Annotated in this window: 12 protein-coding genes; 8 read left to right on the top strand and 4 right to left on the bottom strand. The window is 47.7% G+C overall.

Going from position 1 to position 16,610, the window contains the following annotated elements:
• The first annotated feature begins 95 nt into the window (after window positions 1-95).
• Together BP97_RS0104220 and fdhD are read left to right on the top strand one after the other, a co-directional pair.
• Window positions 96-2,447 (top strand): FdhF/YdeP family oxidoreductase, encoded by a 2,352-nt coding sequence (locus BP97_RS0104220; protein ID WP_028547982.1) that lies wholly within the window; start codon window positions 96-98, stop codon window positions 2,445-2,447.
• A 6-nt stretch (window positions 2,448-2,453) separates the two neighbouring features.
• Window positions 2,454-3,257, top strand: coding sequence for a formate dehydrogenase accessory sulfurtransferase FdhD (gene fdhD, locus BP97_RS0104215; RefSeq protein ID WP_028547981.1), 804 nt, complete (start codon window positions 2,454-2,456; stop codon window positions 3,255-3,257).
• On the opposite strand, the gene lepB is transcribed toward fdhD, so the two are convergent.
• The gene (lepB, locus tag BP97_RS0104210; RefSeq protein ID WP_028547980.1) at window positions 3,247-3,723 is read right to left on the bottom strand and encodes a signal peptidase I; all 477 of its coding nucleotides are present in this window, start codon (window positions 3,721-3,723) and stop codon (window positions 3,247-3,249) included. The two genes, fdhD and lepB, sit on opposite strands and share 11 nt — an antisense overlap.
• 238 nt (window positions 3,724-3,961) lie before the next feature.
• On the opposite strand from lepB, the gene BP97_RS0104205 reads away from it, so the two are divergent.
• The 6 genes from BP97_RS0104205 to BP97_RS38630 all read left to right on the top strand — a co-directional run bounded on the left by BP97_RS0104205 (window position 3,962) and on the right by BP97_RS38630 (window position 14,171).
• Window positions 3,962-5,548 carry a glycoside hydrolase family 28 protein gene (locus tag BP97_RS0104205; protein ID WP_028547979.1) on the top strand — a complete coding sequence of 529 codons (1,587 nt, stop codon included), beginning with the start codon at window positions 3,962-3,964 and terminating at the stop codon, window positions 5,546-5,548.
• 162 nt (window positions 5,549-5,710) lie between these two features.
• Entirely contained in the window at window positions 5,711-6,493 is a 783-nt protein-coding gene (locus BP97_RS0104200; protein WP_028547978.1) for a TIM barrel protein, read from the top strand.
• Between the two features lie 216 nt (window positions 6,494-6,709).
• The gene (locus BP97_RS38635; protein WP_028547977.1) at window positions 6,710-10,567 is read left to right on the top strand and encodes a response regulator; all 3,858 of its coding nucleotides are present in this window, start codon (window positions 6,710-6,712) and stop codon (window positions 10,565-10,567) included.
• A gap of 77 nt (window positions 10,568-10,644) precedes the next feature.
• Window positions 10,645-11,337, top strand: coding sequence for a response regulator transcription factor (locus BP97_RS0104190; protein ID WP_028547976.1), 693 nt, complete (start codon window positions 10,645-10,647; stop codon window positions 11,335-11,337).
• Between the two features lie 150 nt (window positions 11,338-11,487).
• Window positions 11,488-11,817, top strand: a complete 330-nt coding sequence (locus BP97_RS0104185) for a response regulator transcription factor (RefSeq protein ID WP_028547975.1) — start codon at window positions 11,488-11,490, stop codon at window positions 11,815-11,817.
• 38 nt (window positions 11,818-11,855) lie between these two features.
• Window positions 11,856-14,171 (top strand): EAL domain-containing protein, encoded by a 2,316-nt coding sequence (locus BP97_RS38630; RefSeq protein WP_081823931.1) that lies wholly within the window; start codon window positions 11,856-11,858, stop codon window positions 14,169-14,171.
• On the opposite strand, the gene BP97_RS0104175 is transcribed toward BP97_RS38630, so the two are convergent.
• The 3 genes from BP97_RS0104175 to BP97_RS0104165 are packed head-to-tail and all read right to left on the bottom strand — an operon-like array spanning window position 14,162 to window position 16,601.
• Window positions 14,162-15,256 (bottom strand): GerAB/ArcD/ProY family transporter, encoded by a 1,095-nt coding sequence (locus BP97_RS0104175; RefSeq protein WP_028547974.1) that lies wholly within the window; start codon window positions 15,254-15,256, stop codon window positions 14,162-14,164. The genes BP97_RS38630 and BP97_RS0104175 overlap by 10 nt on opposite strands.
• A complete protein-coding gene (locus BP97_RS0104170; RefSeq protein ID WP_081823930.1) occupies window positions 15,243-16,349 on the bottom strand; it encodes a GerAB/ArcD/ProY family transporter in 1,107 nt (368 codons plus the stop codon). The genes BP97_RS0104175 and BP97_RS0104170 overlap by 14 nt, the downstream gene beginning before the upstream one ends.
• Before the next feature lie 27 nt (window positions 16,350-16,376).
• Window positions 16,377-16,601 carry a hypothetical protein gene (locus BP97_RS0104165; RefSeq protein WP_028547972.1) on the bottom strand — a complete coding sequence of 75 codons (225 nt, stop codon included), beginning with the start codon at window positions 16,599-16,601 and terminating at the stop codon, window positions 16,377-16,379.
• Window positions 16,602-16,610 lie beyond the last annotated feature (9 nt).

Below are 16,610 nucleotides of genomic sequence, written 5' to 3'. Positions count from 1 at the left end.
TTTTTATTCAACGTAAAAAGAGGGGGTGTTTGCTGCGGTTTTTTCATTGCCGGCTACTTAAGCGAAAAAATACATGATATTAGGTGGGAATTCATATGGGAACAACGAAACATAATGGTCCGATTCGGCTGCCGAAGCGGCCTAATCCGAAGCTGTGGGTTAGCAAGGCCCCATTCGGCCTCGGACAGGTAAAGCCGCATCATATTAAGGAAACCTTGAAGATTGCATGGGAAAACCGCGATCAGCTGCCGTACGCTTATCGTATCTTAACGCAAGGAGTATGCGATGGCTGCGCATTGGGAGTGTCCGGCTTATACGATCGGACGCTGGAAGGACCCCACCTGTGCACAACAAGACTAAACGTGCTGCGGCTGAATACAATGCCTCCGATTCGCCCGGAGGTACTGCATCAAGATATCAGCGAGCTGAAGAAGCTCGATAGCACGGCTTTACGCAAGCTCGGGCGCATTCCTTATCCGCTTATCCGCCGTAAGGGGGAAAGCCGGTTTTCACGGTTATCCTGGGACGAGGCTCTGGATACGATTGCGGATAAAATCAGAGCAATAGATCCTAAGCAGCTCGCGTTTTACTTGACCGCACGCGGGATTACGAACGAATGCTATTACGCCGCAGCCAAGGTAGCCCGTCTGCTGGGAACGAATAATATCGACAATGCCTCTCGTATATGCCATTCTCCATCCAAGACCGCCTTGAAGCGTTCCGTTGGTATCGGAGCCTCAAGCTGCAATTACAAGGATTGGATCGGCACCGACGTATTGTTGTTTTGGGGCAGCGTAGCCGCTAACAATCAGCCGGTATCGACCAAATATATGTATGCCGCCAAGCGCAAAGGAACGAAAATTATCGTGATCAATCCTTATTACGAGCCGTCCATGGAGCAATATTGGATTCCGTCCATTCCGGAATCGGCACTGTTCGGAACGAAGCTGGCCGATGATTTTTATCAGGTTAACATCGGCGGGGACATCGCCTTCATGAACGGCGTTATGAAGCACTGGTTCGAGATGGAGGAGAAACAGCCGGGAAGCGCCATCGACCATGCCTTTGTGCAGAACCATGCGGCGGGATATGAGGAGCTGAGAATGCATGTCATGAAGCAGGATTGGGCGCTGCTGGAGAAGTCGTCGGGTTTAACACGGGAGCGAATGCTTGATCTCGCGGTGCTCTTGTCCAGTGCCCGCTCTGCGGTGTTCGTCTGGAGTATGGGCCTTACCCAGCACCGATTTGGAACGGACAATATTTCACAGGTCGCCAACCTTGCTCTGCTTCGAGGCTTCCTCGGCCGCGAACACTGCGGGTTGATGCCGATTCGCGGGCATAGCGGAGTCCAAGGCTCAGGTGAGATGGGGGCGGATCCATTCAGCTTGCCGGGGGGAGATTATAAAGCTGGAGATATTGACCGAATTGAGCGTCTGTGGGGCTTCGAGCTGCCGAAATGGCAAGGAGACATTGTCGGCGTTTCGTTAGAGAATGCGCTCTTGCCGGACGACCATGAGCGCAGGCTGAAGACGTTCTATACATCCGGCGGCAATTTCCTTGAGACGATGCCGGATCCGGATTTTGTAAGGCAGTGTCTTGAGCAAATTGATATCCGTGTCCATCAGGATATCGTGTTGAATACGTCTACGCTGACAGAAGCCCGTGAAGCGGTCATTGTACTTCCTGCGATGACCCGATACGAACAGCCGGGCGGAGGCACCTCCACATCAACGGAGCGGATGGTTTATTATTCGCCAGAGATTGACGGGCCGAGAATTGGGGAAGCACGCGCAGAATGGGCGATCTACGCCGAGCTTGCGGCCAGAGTAGACCCGGACCATAAGCAGCGGGTTGGCTTTGGCAGCGCACAGCAAATCCGAGACGAGATTGCCAGGGCGGTACCGTATTATGACGGTGTGCAGCACTTGGTGAGACGCGGCGACGTGTTTCAATGGGGAGGAGCATGGCTGTGCGAGGACGGCGTCTGTCCAACCCCGGATGGCCGTGGGCAGCTGATTCCGATTGAGCTGCCTGAGCTTCGCAAACCCGAGGGGCATTTCATGGTGACAACGCGACGCGGCAAGCAGTTTAATTCGATGATTTATAGCGAGACGGACCCGTTCAACGACGCGGATCGTTATGATGTGCTCATGCACGGTGAGGATGCGGCGAGTCTCGGTCTTAAGACAGGCGATGCCATTGTGGTCTACAACCGGTATGGTCTTCTGCACGGACGAGTCAAGCCGGTTGCCATCCGACCCGGCAATATCGAGGTGCACTGGCCTGAGGGGAACAGCCTGATTCCTAAAGGAGTATATGAGCCGCATGCCGGCATACCGGAATACAATATTGCGGCAGTGGTTGAGAAGGCTGAAACGTACCATGCCTTCAAGGATACACGGTATGTGGAGAAACGAATAGCCGAGCTTGAGACGGAAATGGAGTGACGAAGCATGGACAAATCGGTGACAGCGGCATGGCGGATCGTTAAATACGAGGGAGGGCGGCTGCAGGAGCGGGAGGACGAAGTGGCGGCCGAGTATCCGCTAACAATCAAAGTAGACGGCGAGGAATTCGCGACCATCGTCTGCTCCCCGTCCTGCTTGGAGGATATGGTCGTCGGATTCCTTGCTTCCGAAGGCATGATCCGCTCGATGGAGCAGATTCGCAAGCTGTCTCTGGACCCGGAACGCGGCTACGCCGATGTGGAACTGACCGCGGCTCAAAATACGGGCAAGGACTGGTACAACAAACGGTTTATCGGCTCCTGCTGCGGCAAAAGCCGCCAGTTTTATTTCCATAATGATGCAAGAACCGCCAAAACCATTACATCCCGGATGACGATCACAGCAGAGCAATGCCTGGCTCTGATGCGCGGGCTTCAGCAATGCTCCCCGGATTTCCGCAATACCGGGGGCGTTCATAACGCAGCGCTAGCCAGCACGGAGGAGCTGTTGGTCATTCGCTCCGATATCGGCCGTCATAATGCTCTGGACAAAATATACGGTCACTGCTTGCAGCACCGGATTCCATTAAAAGGAAAAGTATTGGTGTTCAGCGGGCGCGTCTCGTCCGAGGTGCTGCTTAAGACAGCCAAAATAGGGGTAGGGATCGTTTTATCCAAGTCAGCTCCGACGCAGCTTGCCCTGCAGCTGGCCGACGATTTGGGGATTACGGTGATCGGTTTTATCCGCGGCGATTCGTTCAATGTATACACGCATCACGAAAGGCTTGTTGAGATAAGCGCTAATCGTTGACCTTGCCCAGAATCGTATCAAAGGAGACAGGGCCGAGGTCCCGGCTATCCAAACTGTTGGAGCGGTTATCTCCGAGGACGAACACGGTATGCTCAGGAACGGTAATCTCTTTCATGTTTCTATAATTATAAGGAACTTTCGTTCTGGCAGCCTCCTCCTCCAAAGCAGATTGAAGATAAGGCTCATATAGAAGTTGGCCATTAATGTACACGTTATCGCCATCGATCCGAACAGTTTCTCCAGGCAGAGCGATCACGCGTTTAATATATGTCTTGTCTTTCGTCGCTTGGAAAACAATGACATCACCACGATAAAAGGAATGGTCGTTGTAGTAAACAAGGTCGACCGTAATCCTTTGGTCCTGATAATAGTTGGGCTCCATGGAAGGGCCAGTTGTAACGTAGGGCTTGTGATGCTCACCATAGACGACAGAGATAGATAACAGTAACACCAGTATAAGCTCCAATACATTCCCCTCCTAATTTTCGCTGGATGCGTAAGAAGCTTCTACATCCAACGGATAGTTTCCTTTACATATCAAGAAAAAAATGGTTTGGTGTGCCGATCACCGGCCTGCTCCTTTGCTCAGTTGAACTTAAATAGTGAGATAATGATTATTGTCGTTCCCGATATCCGTTGCTATGATAGACCGGAATGAAACAAGGCCATGATGATAAGATTATTTTTTTAGGAGGAATACTGCATTGAACAAGTCTGCAAATTCAGCCGTTGGCAGCGAGGTTAAAGCGCCGTTTGACATGCCTGAGATTGCGCTTCCGAATATACCTGAACGAAGCGTAGCCATCACCGATTTCGGAGCCTGCGGCGACGGAATTACAATGAATACGGAAGCGATTGCTCGAGCAATAGAAGCTGTTGCCGCAGATGGCGGAGGAACGGTCATTATTCCATCGGGAGTGTGGCTGACAGGTCCGATTGTATTGAAGAGCCACATTCGTTTACATACGGAGCACGGTGCTGTTATTCGTTTCAGCACGAACTATACCGACTATCCATTAATTGAGTCGAATTTTGAGGGGCTCTCGTCAATTCGCTGTATGTCTCCTTTGTACGGAGAGCAGCTGGAGGATGTTGCGATTACTGGCAATGGAATTTTTGACGGGTCCGGAGATGCTTGGCGCCCGGTAAAACGATTCAAGATGACGGAGCTTCAATGGAAGAAGTTAATCAACTCCGGCGGAGTGGTGGATGCGGACGGGGAGATCTGGTGGCCTACGGAAGCTGCGATGAACGGGGCGGTGACGGTCGAAGCGCTGCGTAAGCAGGGCTCGACGGCTACCCGGGATTACGAGCCGGTGAGATCTTATTTGCGCCCAGTGCTGCTCAGCCTGCGCAACTGCAGCCGTATTTTGCTCGACGGTCCAACGTTTCAAAATTCCCCAGGCTGGTGCCTGCACCCTTGGGTAAGCGAGCACATCACGATTCGCAATATTACAGTGCGCAACCCATGGTATTCGCAAAATGGCGATGGGCTTGATCTGGAATCATGCCGTTATGCGGAAGTTAGCGATTCGGTATTTGACGTTGGTGACGATGCAATTTGCATTAAATCCGGCAAAAACGAGCAAGGCCGCAAGCTAGGCAAGCCATGTGAATATGTTGTTGTACGTGACTGCACTGTGTACCACGGGCATGGAGGATTCGTTATCGGCAGCGAGATGTCGGGAGGCGTGCGCAATTTGCTGGTTTCTAACTGCTCGTTCATCGGTACGGATGTAGGCTTGAGGTTCAAAAGCACTCGTGGCCGTGGCGGAGTCGTAGAGCATGTTTACATCCGTAATATCCGGATGAAGGACATTGCACGTGAAGCCATCACCTTCAATATGTATTATGAAGTGAAGGGAGACCCCGATGCGCTGGCTGAGATCAATGAGGGTACGCCGCAATTCCGCGACATTTTCATTGAAGATACTGTATGTGCGGGGGCGGATATCGGCATTCAATTGAAAGGATTGCCGGAGATGCCGATTCGTTCCATCCATCTGAACCGGGTTTCCATCGAAGCGAAGCAGGCTATCGAATGTACGAACGCCGAGAATATCTCGTTGCGCGAAATTACAGTCGTTCCTGAGCAAGGGCCGGTCGTTCGAGTCCATAACAGCAAAAACATTTTGCTAGAAGAAATTGTGGCCAAGACAGAGAGTGAGATTTTCATGCACGTAACGGGCGATAGCTCTGAGCAAATTCGCTGCACGAATACGTCAACGGCACTGTCGAAAGAGTCGATTGTGTACGGAGCGGGAGTGAAAGAAGGAGCAGTACAGGTATAACACCAAACCTCTAATTCCTTAGCAGGAATTAGAGGTTTTTTTCTTTTAAGCGTAGCGTAGCGAAATTCAATTAGTGTTTTCTTATTTACGGGGAGGAAAAGGGCATGGCCAGGAAGAAGTATCGGTACAAGACCTACCAAACAAAGGGAGATGATCTTGAGTATGAGCAGCAGCGGAGGAAAAGTGTATTTCGGTTCTATACTACTGGAGAGAAATCGTTGGGCTGCGGGGAAGGAGCCAACCTATCTTGTAAGCGAATGGATTCCGCGTCTACAGCGGGACGGTTTCGACGGAATAGAGCTGTGGGAGAATCATGCAGTTCTATGCGACGGGCCAGAGTTGGAAAGACTGTCTGCATCCGAGCTGCCTATGTCGGTATATAATTCCTACGTGACGTTCGAGGATGGGGCGGAAGAAGGCCGTGAGCAAGCAGCTAAGCTCATTAAGAAACTGGGTGCTAAAGCGGTCAAGTTTAATTTTGGACGTGAGCAAAGTTTATTGGACACGTATATTCGCAACTGGAATGAATGGGTAAAGCTGCTTCCAGAGGATTGTCGTCTATTGTGCGAGTGCCATCCGAATACGGTAATGGAGGAGCCGCAGGCGGCTGCAGCTGCGATGAAGGCTATGGCAGGCTGTGAGGCGATCATACATCCGTTCCACTCCTTGGGTTCGGTTGAGGACTGGTTCAAGCATTTGGGTTCGGCTATTACTCATGCTCATGTACAATACCGTTACGAAGGACAAACGTTCCGGAGATTAAGCACCAATTTGAATGAAGTAACAGCTGTGCTGAATTTGATGAAAAATTCCAGCTTCAACGGATCCTTCACCTTGGAATTTGTTGAAGGCACAGGTCAGGGAGAAGAGCGGGAGAAGCTGTATGAAGCAGCCTTGGACGATCTGAATACGCTCAAAAGCTGGATATCCACGAATATGCCGTAACCTCTTTTAACGCATCGGACCTCCGGTATTGCAGGAGGTCCGATCCCTCTTTTTTCCAAGCGCCCTACCTTGTTCTTTCAAATGAAAAAGTTCCCGAATTTAATGTCGAAATTTGCTTACAGCGGTAGGATTAAACACCGTGTAAGGTTATAATGAGAATGCCATAGAATCCATACCATACATCCAATCATTTAACTGCCATTGAGGGAGGGGACTATGAGGGCATCGCTGCAGGTACGGATTAGCATACTGTTTCTCCTGATTACAAGTTTTTCTCTGACCTTGGTAGGCTGGAGCAACTATAGAGCTGCCAAAATGTCCATTTTAGAATCGCTCAAAGACAATTCCCGAGCCAAGGTGCAAACGCAAGCACAGGACCTTTCCACATGGATGTCCAACCGGTTGGCTGAGGTGAAGGTAATTAGCCATACCGATTTGATTCGTTTTGGATCGGATAAGGATCGTTTGGAATATTTGCTTAGGGAACGAGATCGGTCGTCGGGAATTTTTACCTCATTCGGCATCAGCGATACGTCGGGCAATTTAAGGATGATTGACGGAGGAATGCTGCAAATTGCGGATGAGGCTACATTTAACGATGTGTTGAAAGGAAATGACGTCGTATCCAATCCATTCATCCGAAGTCTGGACGGGAAGCTAATTATTACGATGCAGGTTCCCATATTCGATAGCGAATACAGGATTAAGGAAGTATTGAATGCAGACCTGCTTACGGACAAGGTATTTAACGGATTCACGAATTACATGGTGGGACCATCCGACGTAACCATTTTATTCGAGAGAGATGGAACAATCATTTATCATCCGGATCATTCCAAAATATTGAAATCGAATGTGTTAAATTCGGATTCACCGTTTCAACCGATTGTCCCGGAGCTGGTCCAAAATCGCCACGGCTTCATAGAGACGGAGGTAAAGGGAGATCCTGCCCTCATCTTCTATTCCGAGGTGCCGGGTACTAAATGGTATATGGCTGTATGTGTAATGATGAAATCTTTCGAGAAGTCGCTTCAAGCTCTTTTTTGGCGGACGGTCCTAACGGTTATCATGACAGAAATTGTTCTCGGCATTATGATGTTCTACATCTTGAACAAAGTGGTCACGCGTATCCGTCAAATATTGAATGTAACGGAAAGTGTAGCCGGAGGCAACTTGAAGGTGAGTCCAATCTTATTCCGGTCTAAAGACGAGATCGGTGCGCTCGCACAGTCGGTGAACGGAATGGTAGATAATCTTCACAATCTGTTTGAACGGTTGAATGCCATCATTAATCAGAATGATTACGCTATAATCGTTATTAATACCGAATTTAAGGTAACCTATTTTAACCGTACGGCTGAAAAGATACTTGGTTATAGCGCGGATGAGATGATATTTAAAGAAACTATGTTTCGTTGGCACGACAAACAAGAGATCGCGGAACGGGCAAAACGGTTGGCCCAGGAGCTCGGGGTTCAAATTAAACCGGACATGGCCGTCTTTTTGACTAAATCGCTGCGTCATGAGCCTAAAGATTATGAGTGGACCTATATACATAAAAACGGTACCCGCTTTCCTGTCAACCTGAACGTAAGCCCTATGCGCGACCAGCATGGCAGCGTGACCGGTTACGTTGGCATCGCGCATGATATTCGCTTGTACAAGCAGACCGAGGAAACTCGCAACCGCTTGTTAAGTATATTGGACGCGGCCAAAGACTTAATCGCTTCCATCGATACGCAAGGCAATATATTTTATATGAATCCGGCTGGAATGGAGCTTCTTGGAATTACACAGCTGGATGATTGTGCGAAAGAGGCTAAACAGTATCTGGATAGTGGAACCTTCCGGTTCTATATTAAGGGATTGCATAGGGTACGTGACAAAGGCTATTGGGAAACGGAAGCCCACTTGGTCACGACATCCGGTCAAAAGGTGCCGATGTCCCTCATTGTAGTAGCTCATCGTGATAAGTCATCCAAAGTAGTGTATTACTCCGTTATTGCAAGAGATATATCGGAGCACAACCGAATCTGGGCAGAGATGCTCTCGGCTAAGGAAGAAGCGGATGATGCCAACGAAGCCAAAAGTCTTTTCTTGGCAAGGATGAGTCATGAAATCCGTACTCCGCTGAACGGAATCATCGGTTTCGCCCAGCTTATGTTGAGAACGGAAATGAGTGCCGCCCAAAAAGAATACAGCAGTAAAATTCTCGCATCATCCCATACGTTGCTGCGTATTGTGAACGATATTTTGGACTACTCAAAAGTAGAGGCCGGCAAGCTGGAATTGGAGAAGGTTAGTTTTAACATTCATGAAATTATACGCAATATATCCGATATGATGAGCGTACTTCTTGGAAAAGAGCCTATTGATATTATCATCGACACTCCGGAGGAGCTTCCCGATGCTCTGATGGGCGATCCGCTCCGTTTGGAGCAGGTCTTGCTTAATTTGTGCAGCAATGCAGTCAAGTTCACTAAGCAAGGTATCGTTATTATTTCATTGACGATCTCGGGTACGGACAGTAAGGGGATGTCGATTGAATTTTCTGTAGCGGATTCAGGGATAGGCATTCCTAAGGAACATTTGCATAAGCTGTTCGAGCCGTTCTCACAAGCGGACGGATCAACCAGCAGGAAATATGGAGGAACCGGTCTTGGATTGGTCATTTCCCAAAATCTCATCGAGATGATGGGGGGCTCCATTTCGGTTAGAAGCCGAGAAGGGGTTGGGAGCTGCTTCACGTTTACACTGTATTTTGAACGGGCTCTTAATGCAAAGTCGGAGAAGCTGGAGCTGCCGGCCAGTCGTACGGTATACCGGGTTCTTGTCGTAGAAGACAATCCATTTATTCGAAACAAGCTTTTAGAGCTGTTAAGCTCCTTATCCCTCGAGGTCATTTGCGCGGGTTCGTGGGCAGAAGGAACCTCAGTGTTGATAGCTCAAGATCGACATAACCCCATTCATGCGGTGCTGCTTGATATGGAGGCTGAGGATATGTACGGGCCGGAGACATGGCTTGAGTTCAAAGGTATGGCGGAATCGGTCGATGTACGAACGATTGCCATGACTACGGTGTACGGCAGGGAAGAGATGTTGGGCATGCAGGAGAGTGAACGGCCGGACAGGATCCTGGTGAAGCCTCTTAACAGGCTGGGACTCTCGCAAGCGATTCGATCCGTCTTTGAACAGCTGATCCCGTTAAACGAAGAGAAGCATGAGGTGATCCAACCGCCTGTTGTATCCTCAAAGCAGCTCAGAGGGCGGATATTGCTTGCGGAAGATAATGTAATCAATCAGCAGGTAGCCGTAGAGCTGCTGCGGAACGAAGGGTTTGCCGTAACTATAGCCTGTGATGGCAAGAAAGCGCTGCAATACGCTGAGATATCGGACTGGGATCTTCTGTTTATGGATATTCATATGCCGGAGATGGATGGGTACGCAGCGACTCGCCAGCTCAGAGCTGACAGGCGCTTCGACGACCTTCCGATTATTGCATTAACCGCAAATGCTATGCCTAACGAACGTAAGCTTTGCTTTGAATTAGGAATGAATGATATCCTCACCAAGCCCATCGATGTCGATGAATTGACACGGATATTGGACAAGTGGACAAGCAAAGAGAGAGAGTCCTTGCTCAGAGGTTCCCTCAAACAAGCGAATCCTGAGGAAATGCATCAGGAAGGGGATCGTGAACAGCTGCTTCCGGAGCTTCCCGGCATAGATTTGGAGCGGGTGCTGCAAAGGTTGAACGGGAGGATGTCGATTTTGATTCATATTTTGAATCAATTTCAATTGGAATATCGCCATTATTCAGAGACGCTGCACGGGCAGCTTAACGCTGGACAATTCGATAACGTTCGCCGAAGCATTCATTCCTTGAAAGGGGTTGCCGGTAATTTGGCTGCAGACCAACTGTTTGAGCTTGCATCCAGCATCGAGGAGAAACTAACAAGAGAAGGAGAGAGCTTTGAATGGGATCATGAGCTAGCTGCATTGGAGAGGGAGCTTGCTTCTATTCTTGAAGGCCTGGATTATTGGAACGGGGGAGATAGTAAACCCGAAATGTAAGGAAAGTTTGAGTAAAATATTCAAAAAAAGTAAACGTAAGGCCAATTGACTTCATATATCTTGCTGAAGGTGAGTTCATGCACAAAGTTTTTATAGTTGAAGATGATATTATAATCGGGGATATGCTCTCTATGTATTTATCGGAAGAAGGGTATTTGGTTCATCGAACGGAAACGGGGAAAGAGGCTTTGACGCTTTTGGAGGATTTCGATCCTGATATTATTTTACTGGATATGGTATTGCCTGACGTTAGCGGCATTCAATTATGCGGGGAAGTCCGCAAGCGATCAACGGTTCCCATTCTTGTCGTATCCATGAAAACCGAGGTAATGGACCGAGTCAATGCGTTGAATGCAGGAGCGGACGATTACTTGTGCAAGCCGTTTAGTATGCGTGAGCTGTCGGCCAAGGTAGCTGCAATGATCCGAAGAACCTACTATAACCATCTAACAAAAGCCGTCGAAGCGGAAGGAGTTCCGGCCAGCCAAATTTTTTTGAATTACGAAAAAAGATCGCTGTATGTCAATGGACAGCATGTTGATACGACGTTTTCCGAGTTTGAGATCATGAAGCTGTTCATAGCTAATCCGGGCAAAGTATATAGCAGAGAGGAACTGATTAATGCGGTACGGGGGTTCGATTCATTCGTAAATGACCGCGCTATCGACGTCCATATCGGGAATTTGCGCAAAAAAATTGAGCAGGACTCGAAACAGCCGATGTACATTAAAACGGTCTGGGGCGTTGGATATAAATTTATGAATATGTAACATGATGAGCTAACATTCATCCATAAACTTTTTTTACAATTTTCGCTCATAATAGGGATAATGGTGGATGATATTGCCATAAAATGTGACTCTTTGTCATTTATTGTCGAACAACAAGATGAGTCATAAAAAATGGGGGTCTAGTAATTCATGTTGGAAATGGTATCAGCAAAATATGAAGTCAAGTATTTGGAATACGTCAGGCAATCCATGCTTTCATTTGCAGAAAGAAATCACTTAACGCGCCGGGAAAGTGAAATAGCTATTTTATTGGTGCTCTATGGATATTCGAATCAGGAACTGGCGGATCATTGTACCATTTCCGTTAAAACAGTTAAGAATCATCTGGACAATATAATGAAAAAACTCGGGATTCATTCAACGAGAAAGCTGTACTCGCTGCTGCTGCAGGCCTTCTGCTATGAAAGCGGGATGACGATGGCGGAGTCCGCCAGGCGATACGGAAGAATGAGCGGGTAAACATATTATGCTGCAGTATGAGGTAAGAGGGGGATGCGATGATGACAATCAGATACGAAACATTAGAGGATATAGCTATTAATGCTTCAGTACTGCTAACGTTTATCTTTTTGTTTCATTGGCTGTACCCTCTTGTTTCGAAGTTCTCCTCACGTTGGGTAAGCGTAATCTTCGGTATCTGGTTTGGTGTTACCGGGCTTGGGGTCATGATTGATCCTCTGTATGTTACCGATGGGGTGTTTGTAGATTTCAGGACGGTGCTTGTGGCGCTTGCCGGGACATTCGGGGGCGGAATCTCGGGGACTATTGCCATGCTGATTGTAGGCGGCTATAGAGCCTACGTTGGCGGTACGGGAGTCGTAAGTGGACTGGGCGGTATTGTGACGGCCATGCTGTTCGGGTTGCTAATGAATCGATATGAAGCCAGATTTAGAAAGCCGACGCTAGCCTATGCTGTGTTCGGTTTGCTTGTAGCTATTGAAAGCGCATTGTGGTTTCTCGTTTTACCAAAAGAGTTGAATCAGTATCTGTTTCAACATATTGCCATCTACATGTGCGTTACGTATCCCCTGGTCGTTATCATCATTCGCTACTTTATCACTCATGAAATCCGCAAGAAAGAAACAGAAGGCAAGCTGCTCGAAAGCGAGGAGCAATATCGAACCTTGGTGGAGCATTCCAACGATTTAATTTTTCGCTGCGATTTACGGGGCAATCTGCTGTCAGCCAACAAGAAATTCATGGATGATATCGGAATTGAAGCGAAGGAGCTAAGAGATCGTTGGATATTTGACGTTCTCGGGTTCAGAGAGGATTTGACCCGATGGCAGGAGCTGCTTTCCGAAACCGTCTATGGGAAGACACCCATTACCTTCGAAAAGGAAGTCGTTCATAAGAACGGCAGCACGCATTTATATGTTACGACACTGTCTCCGGTGTTGGGTATGGATCAACAGGTGAAGTCGATTACGGGCACGTGCTATGACATCACGAGAATTAGAAATTCAGAGAGGCATATTATGCAGCTGTCCTTGTATGATTCCTTAACCGAGCTGCCGAATCGCAAGCTGCTGATGGAGAAATTGAATCAAGCGATTGCCGTTTCCGATGAGCAGAGTACACGAGTGGCTGTCGTAGTAGCGGATCTGGATAATTTCAAGCTGGTTAACGATACGAGAGGCTATGCGTTCGGCGATGAGCTGTTAAATCGAGTGGCGCAGCAGCTTCAACGGCTTATGTCCCCTAAGGACACCTTGGCAAGAATCAGCGAGGATGAATTTGTTTTTTTATTGGAGGGCATTGATCAACTGCATCACCTGCTTACACGCATACAAACGATACAAGATGAGTTTCAGTATCCGCAGTTTATTCGCAACGAGCAGATTTATTCGAAAATGAGTCTCGGAATTGCGTTATACCCAGGAGATGGTGCGAGTGCGGAAGAGCTGATCAAGAACGCTGATACTGCGATGTATAACGTGAAGGCAATGGGAAAAAACCATTATCGATTTTATAATAATGAGATGAGAGAAGCGTTATTAAAGCGAGGCAGGTTAGAGGAAGCGCTTCGCAAGGCACTTATACATAATGAATTGATCTTACAATTTCAGCCGCAAAGGGATCTTCGAACAAACCAAATTCGAGGCTTTGAAGCCTTGATTCGTTGGGTTCATCCCCAGATGGGAACGGTGTCCCCTTTAGAATTTATTCCAGTAGCGGAGCAGAGCGGGGCGATTATTCCTATAGGCGAATGGGTCATCCGTACAGCATGCGAACGGAATAAAGTGATACAGAAAAGTCATTTTCCGCATTCCATCATTTCCGTAAATATTTCTACCATTCAGCTTCAAAGGCCGGATTTTGCCCAAATGGTGATTGATATATTGCTCGAAACCCAGATGGCTCCCGAGTACTTGGAGCTTGAAATTACGGAGAGCATCATGATGGAATCGTTTCATTCCGCTATCGGCAATTTGGAAACCTTGAGAGATTACGGGGTGAGCATTGCCTTGGACGACTTCGGGACAGGGTACTCTTCGTTAAGCTACTTGAAACAACTGCCTATCGGAACTTTGAAGATCGATAAATCATTCGTAAAGGATATAACAAAAGAGTCCGTAGACGATTCTCTTGTGGAATCTATTATTATTTTGGTCCGACGAATGGGGATTCAGATTGTGGCTGAGGGAGTAGAGACGCAAGAGCAGCTTGATTGCTTGCGTCAATGGGGGTGTGAGTACGTTCAAGGTTATTTGATCAGCAAGCCGCTGTTTGAGCTGGAGATTCGCCAATTGGCAGCTGAGCAGCTGGGGCAGAGCGGCTTCACTAGGGCATTGGAATATCCTCACGCATGATGTAACCGGAATTTTCTTTTTACTAGATGAACGGCCAACAGTATAGCAGGAATCAGCAGGACGAAAGTAAGGTCGTAGAAGGTGCCGGCTTTACCGAAATTTCTCAGCTCTACTACGTTGGCATACAGCAGGAGTGACAGGGAAAAGATGATCATCCCCACAGGCAGCACGATCGTTTGTCGTCGTTGAAGTCCTAGCCATTGTGAAGCGGCTGCAGTAGCGGCGTAATAGAACATGGAGATTTTCAAGAAAGCGCCGAAAACCCATAATCCAAGAACAAGCGCATCGATGCGTTCAAAAAACTGCCCGACGGAAATGATTTCTACTAGTTCATAGGTTGGAAACTGAAGGGATTGTACGATCTCGGGCCCAAATAACGCGACTAGGGGAACGATAAGAAGAAACCAGTACACTATCGCAAACGTAATGCCTCCCCATACAACACGTAAGATGTGCTGCTTCCGAACGATAAACGGCATGATGATGCTCATCCAGGCAAGCTCGTTCCAACGACAGACGGAAGGGATATCTTGAAGTGCAATATGTGCTGCACCCTGTTCCCACAAAGGAATAACATGCCCCCATTCAGCAGAGGAAATCGTCAATGTAATGATGACTAACAGCCCTACAAAAATCAAAGGGACGAGGAAATCAGCACTACGGGCAAGAACCTCCAATCCCATATTCACGCAATAAGCGCACATAATCAAGATGCTTGCTCCTATTACTTCGACGGGAGTATGGTCAAAAAAACGGGTAGCAAGGAATTCAATAAAAACGCGGACTGTGATGGAAGCATTATGGATGAAATACCAAATAAATAGTAAGCCGACAAGGCTTCCTACATAACGTCCCAATAAGCTGCGGCTGTATTCTATTAGAGTTTGGTTAGGATATTGAAGCCATAAGATAACGAAAACGAGCACATACAGAAGTTCCATGGGAAGCTCAAACAGAAGCGCCGGGATAATATCCTGAGCGTTAGATAGCTCCCTGAGCTGAGGAATGAACACAAGCGTAATAATAAAACGGCTGTTGACAAAAAGCCAAAAGGCTTGGCGCAGCGAGATGCTAGGTGTTTCCATTATCAGCCGCCCGGATCCTTTTCTTAGAGTAATGAATCAGCAGCATAATGAGGGGGATAACAACAACAAAGGTGAAGTCGAAAAAGGTTAAGGACTTGCCCAAATTCCTCAGTTCTACCACATTGGAGAATAGCAATAATGACAGAGTAAAAATAATCATCCCCATTGGCAAAATAATGGGACGAATACGGTTCATTCCAAACCATTGGGAAGCTCCGAATACCGCTGCGTAATAAAAAATAGCAATTTTCAAAAAAGCCCCGAAAACCCAAAGTCCCAGTACGAGCGCATCGATCCGTTCTAGGAACTGCCCTACAGAAATGATTTCCACTAATTCATAGGTTGGAAATTGGAGATTACCGACAATCCCGGAACCGAAAATAGCTACAATAGGCACCATCAAAATAATCCAGAACAATCTGTTGAATCCAATCCCCATGTAAACTGCTCGCTGGAGATGCTTCTTGTTGCTAATGAAAGGGATAACCATCGCCATCCAGGTATATTCATTCCAGCGGGTTGCACCGGGAAAATTGGAGAGAAGCATCTCAGGCAGAGAAGTTTCCCAAGTTGGAACCACTTGACGCCAGTTAGCTTGAGGAAGCGCCAGCGCGATAACAAGGAGCAAGCCGAGAAATATGATCGGAACCAATAGGTCGGCACACCGGCCCAACACCTCGAGCCCGCAGTAAAGGACATATGCCGCAATGAGCAATATGCCTAGCTCAATGACTTCTAACGGTGTGTTGATAAAAAATCGCGTAGCCAAAAATTCATCGAATACCCGGACCGTTATAGCCGTGTTGAAAATAAAATAGCTTATATAAAGCAAGCCTATGATAGGGCCAATCCATCTGCCCAGGATCAATCGGCTGTATTCAATCAATGTATGGTTAGGGTAGCGGGACCACAGTATGACGAATACGATGCCAATCAATAGCTCCATTGGAAAGCTTAGCAGGAGCGCTGGGATAATATCTTGTGTATAGTGCAGTTCTCTGAGTTGAGGGATGAACACAAGTGTAATAATGAACCGGCTGTTAACGAAGAGCCAGAATACTTGCCTCAAAGTCATTTGCGGTCTATCCATCATGCTGTCCCCTTCCACTCAAATGCCCGGCTACCCTTTTCCAAAAAAGGCTTCCGTAACTGGTTTAAACAGCGCTTCAATGCCTTTGGTCGGATTCGGAAATGGAAGCTGGAAATCTAGGACGGCCCCCAAGACAATTCCAAGAGCCAAGAAGCCTGAGAATACACTCAGATCCTTCCATTGCTTGTTTCTAACCAGCGAGGGAGCTTCGATCCATGCAATGATAATCGCAGCTATGATGATGAACCAAAACATAGGCTATAC

Source organism: Paenibacillus sp. UNC451MF (assembly GCF_000686845.1).
Taxonomy (GTDB): domain Bacteria; phylum Bacillota; class Bacilli; order Paenibacillales; family NBRC-103111; genus Paenibacillus_S.
Note: the sequence above shows the minus strand (reverse complement) of the source record. Positions and strands in the feature narration are given on the sequence as shown.

What these genes read in the sequence shown, in the direction of transcription:
- BP97_RS0104220 (WP_028547982.1), top strand. Translation starts at nt 96, where the DNA reads ATGGGAACAACGAAACATAATGGTCCGATTCGGCTGCCGAAGCGGCCT.
- fdhD (WP_028547981.1), top strand. Translation starts at nt 2,454, where the DNA reads ATGGACAAATCGGTGACAGCGGCATGGCGGATCGTTAAATACGAGGGA.
- BP97_RS0104200 (WP_028547978.1), top strand. Translation starts at nt 5,711, where the DNA reads ATGAGCAGCAGCGGAGGAAAAGTGTATTTCGGTTCTATACTACTGGAG.
- BP97_RS38635 (WP_028547977.1), top strand. Translation starts at nt 6,710, where the DNA reads ATGAGGGCATCGCTGCAGGTACGGATTAGCATACTGTTTCTCCTGATT.
- BP97_RS0104190 (WP_028547976.1), top strand. Translation starts at nt 10,645, where the DNA reads ATGCACAAAGTTTTTATAGTTGAAGATGATATTATAATCGGGGATATG.
- BP97_RS0104185 (WP_028547975.1), top strand. Translation starts at nt 11,488, where the DNA reads ATGTTGGAAATGGTATCAGCAAAATATGAAGTCAAGTATTTGGAATAC.
- BP97_RS38630 (WP_081823931.1), top strand. Translation starts at nt 11,856, where the DNA reads ATGATGACAATCAGATACGAAACATTAGAGGATATAGCTATTAATGCT.
- BP97_RS0104175 (WP_028547974.1), bottom strand. Translation starts at nt 15,256, where the DNA reads ATGGAAACACCTAGCATCTCGCTGCGCCAAGCCTTTTGGCTTTTTGTC.
- BP97_RS0104170 (WP_081823930.1), bottom strand. Translation starts at nt 16,349, where the DNA reads ATGATGGATAGACCGCAAATGACTTTGAGGCAAGTATTCTGGCTCTTC.
- BP97_RS0104165 (WP_028547972.1), bottom strand. Translation starts at nt 16,601, where the DNA reads ATGTTTTGGTTCATCATCATAGCTGCGATTATCATTGCATGGATCGAA.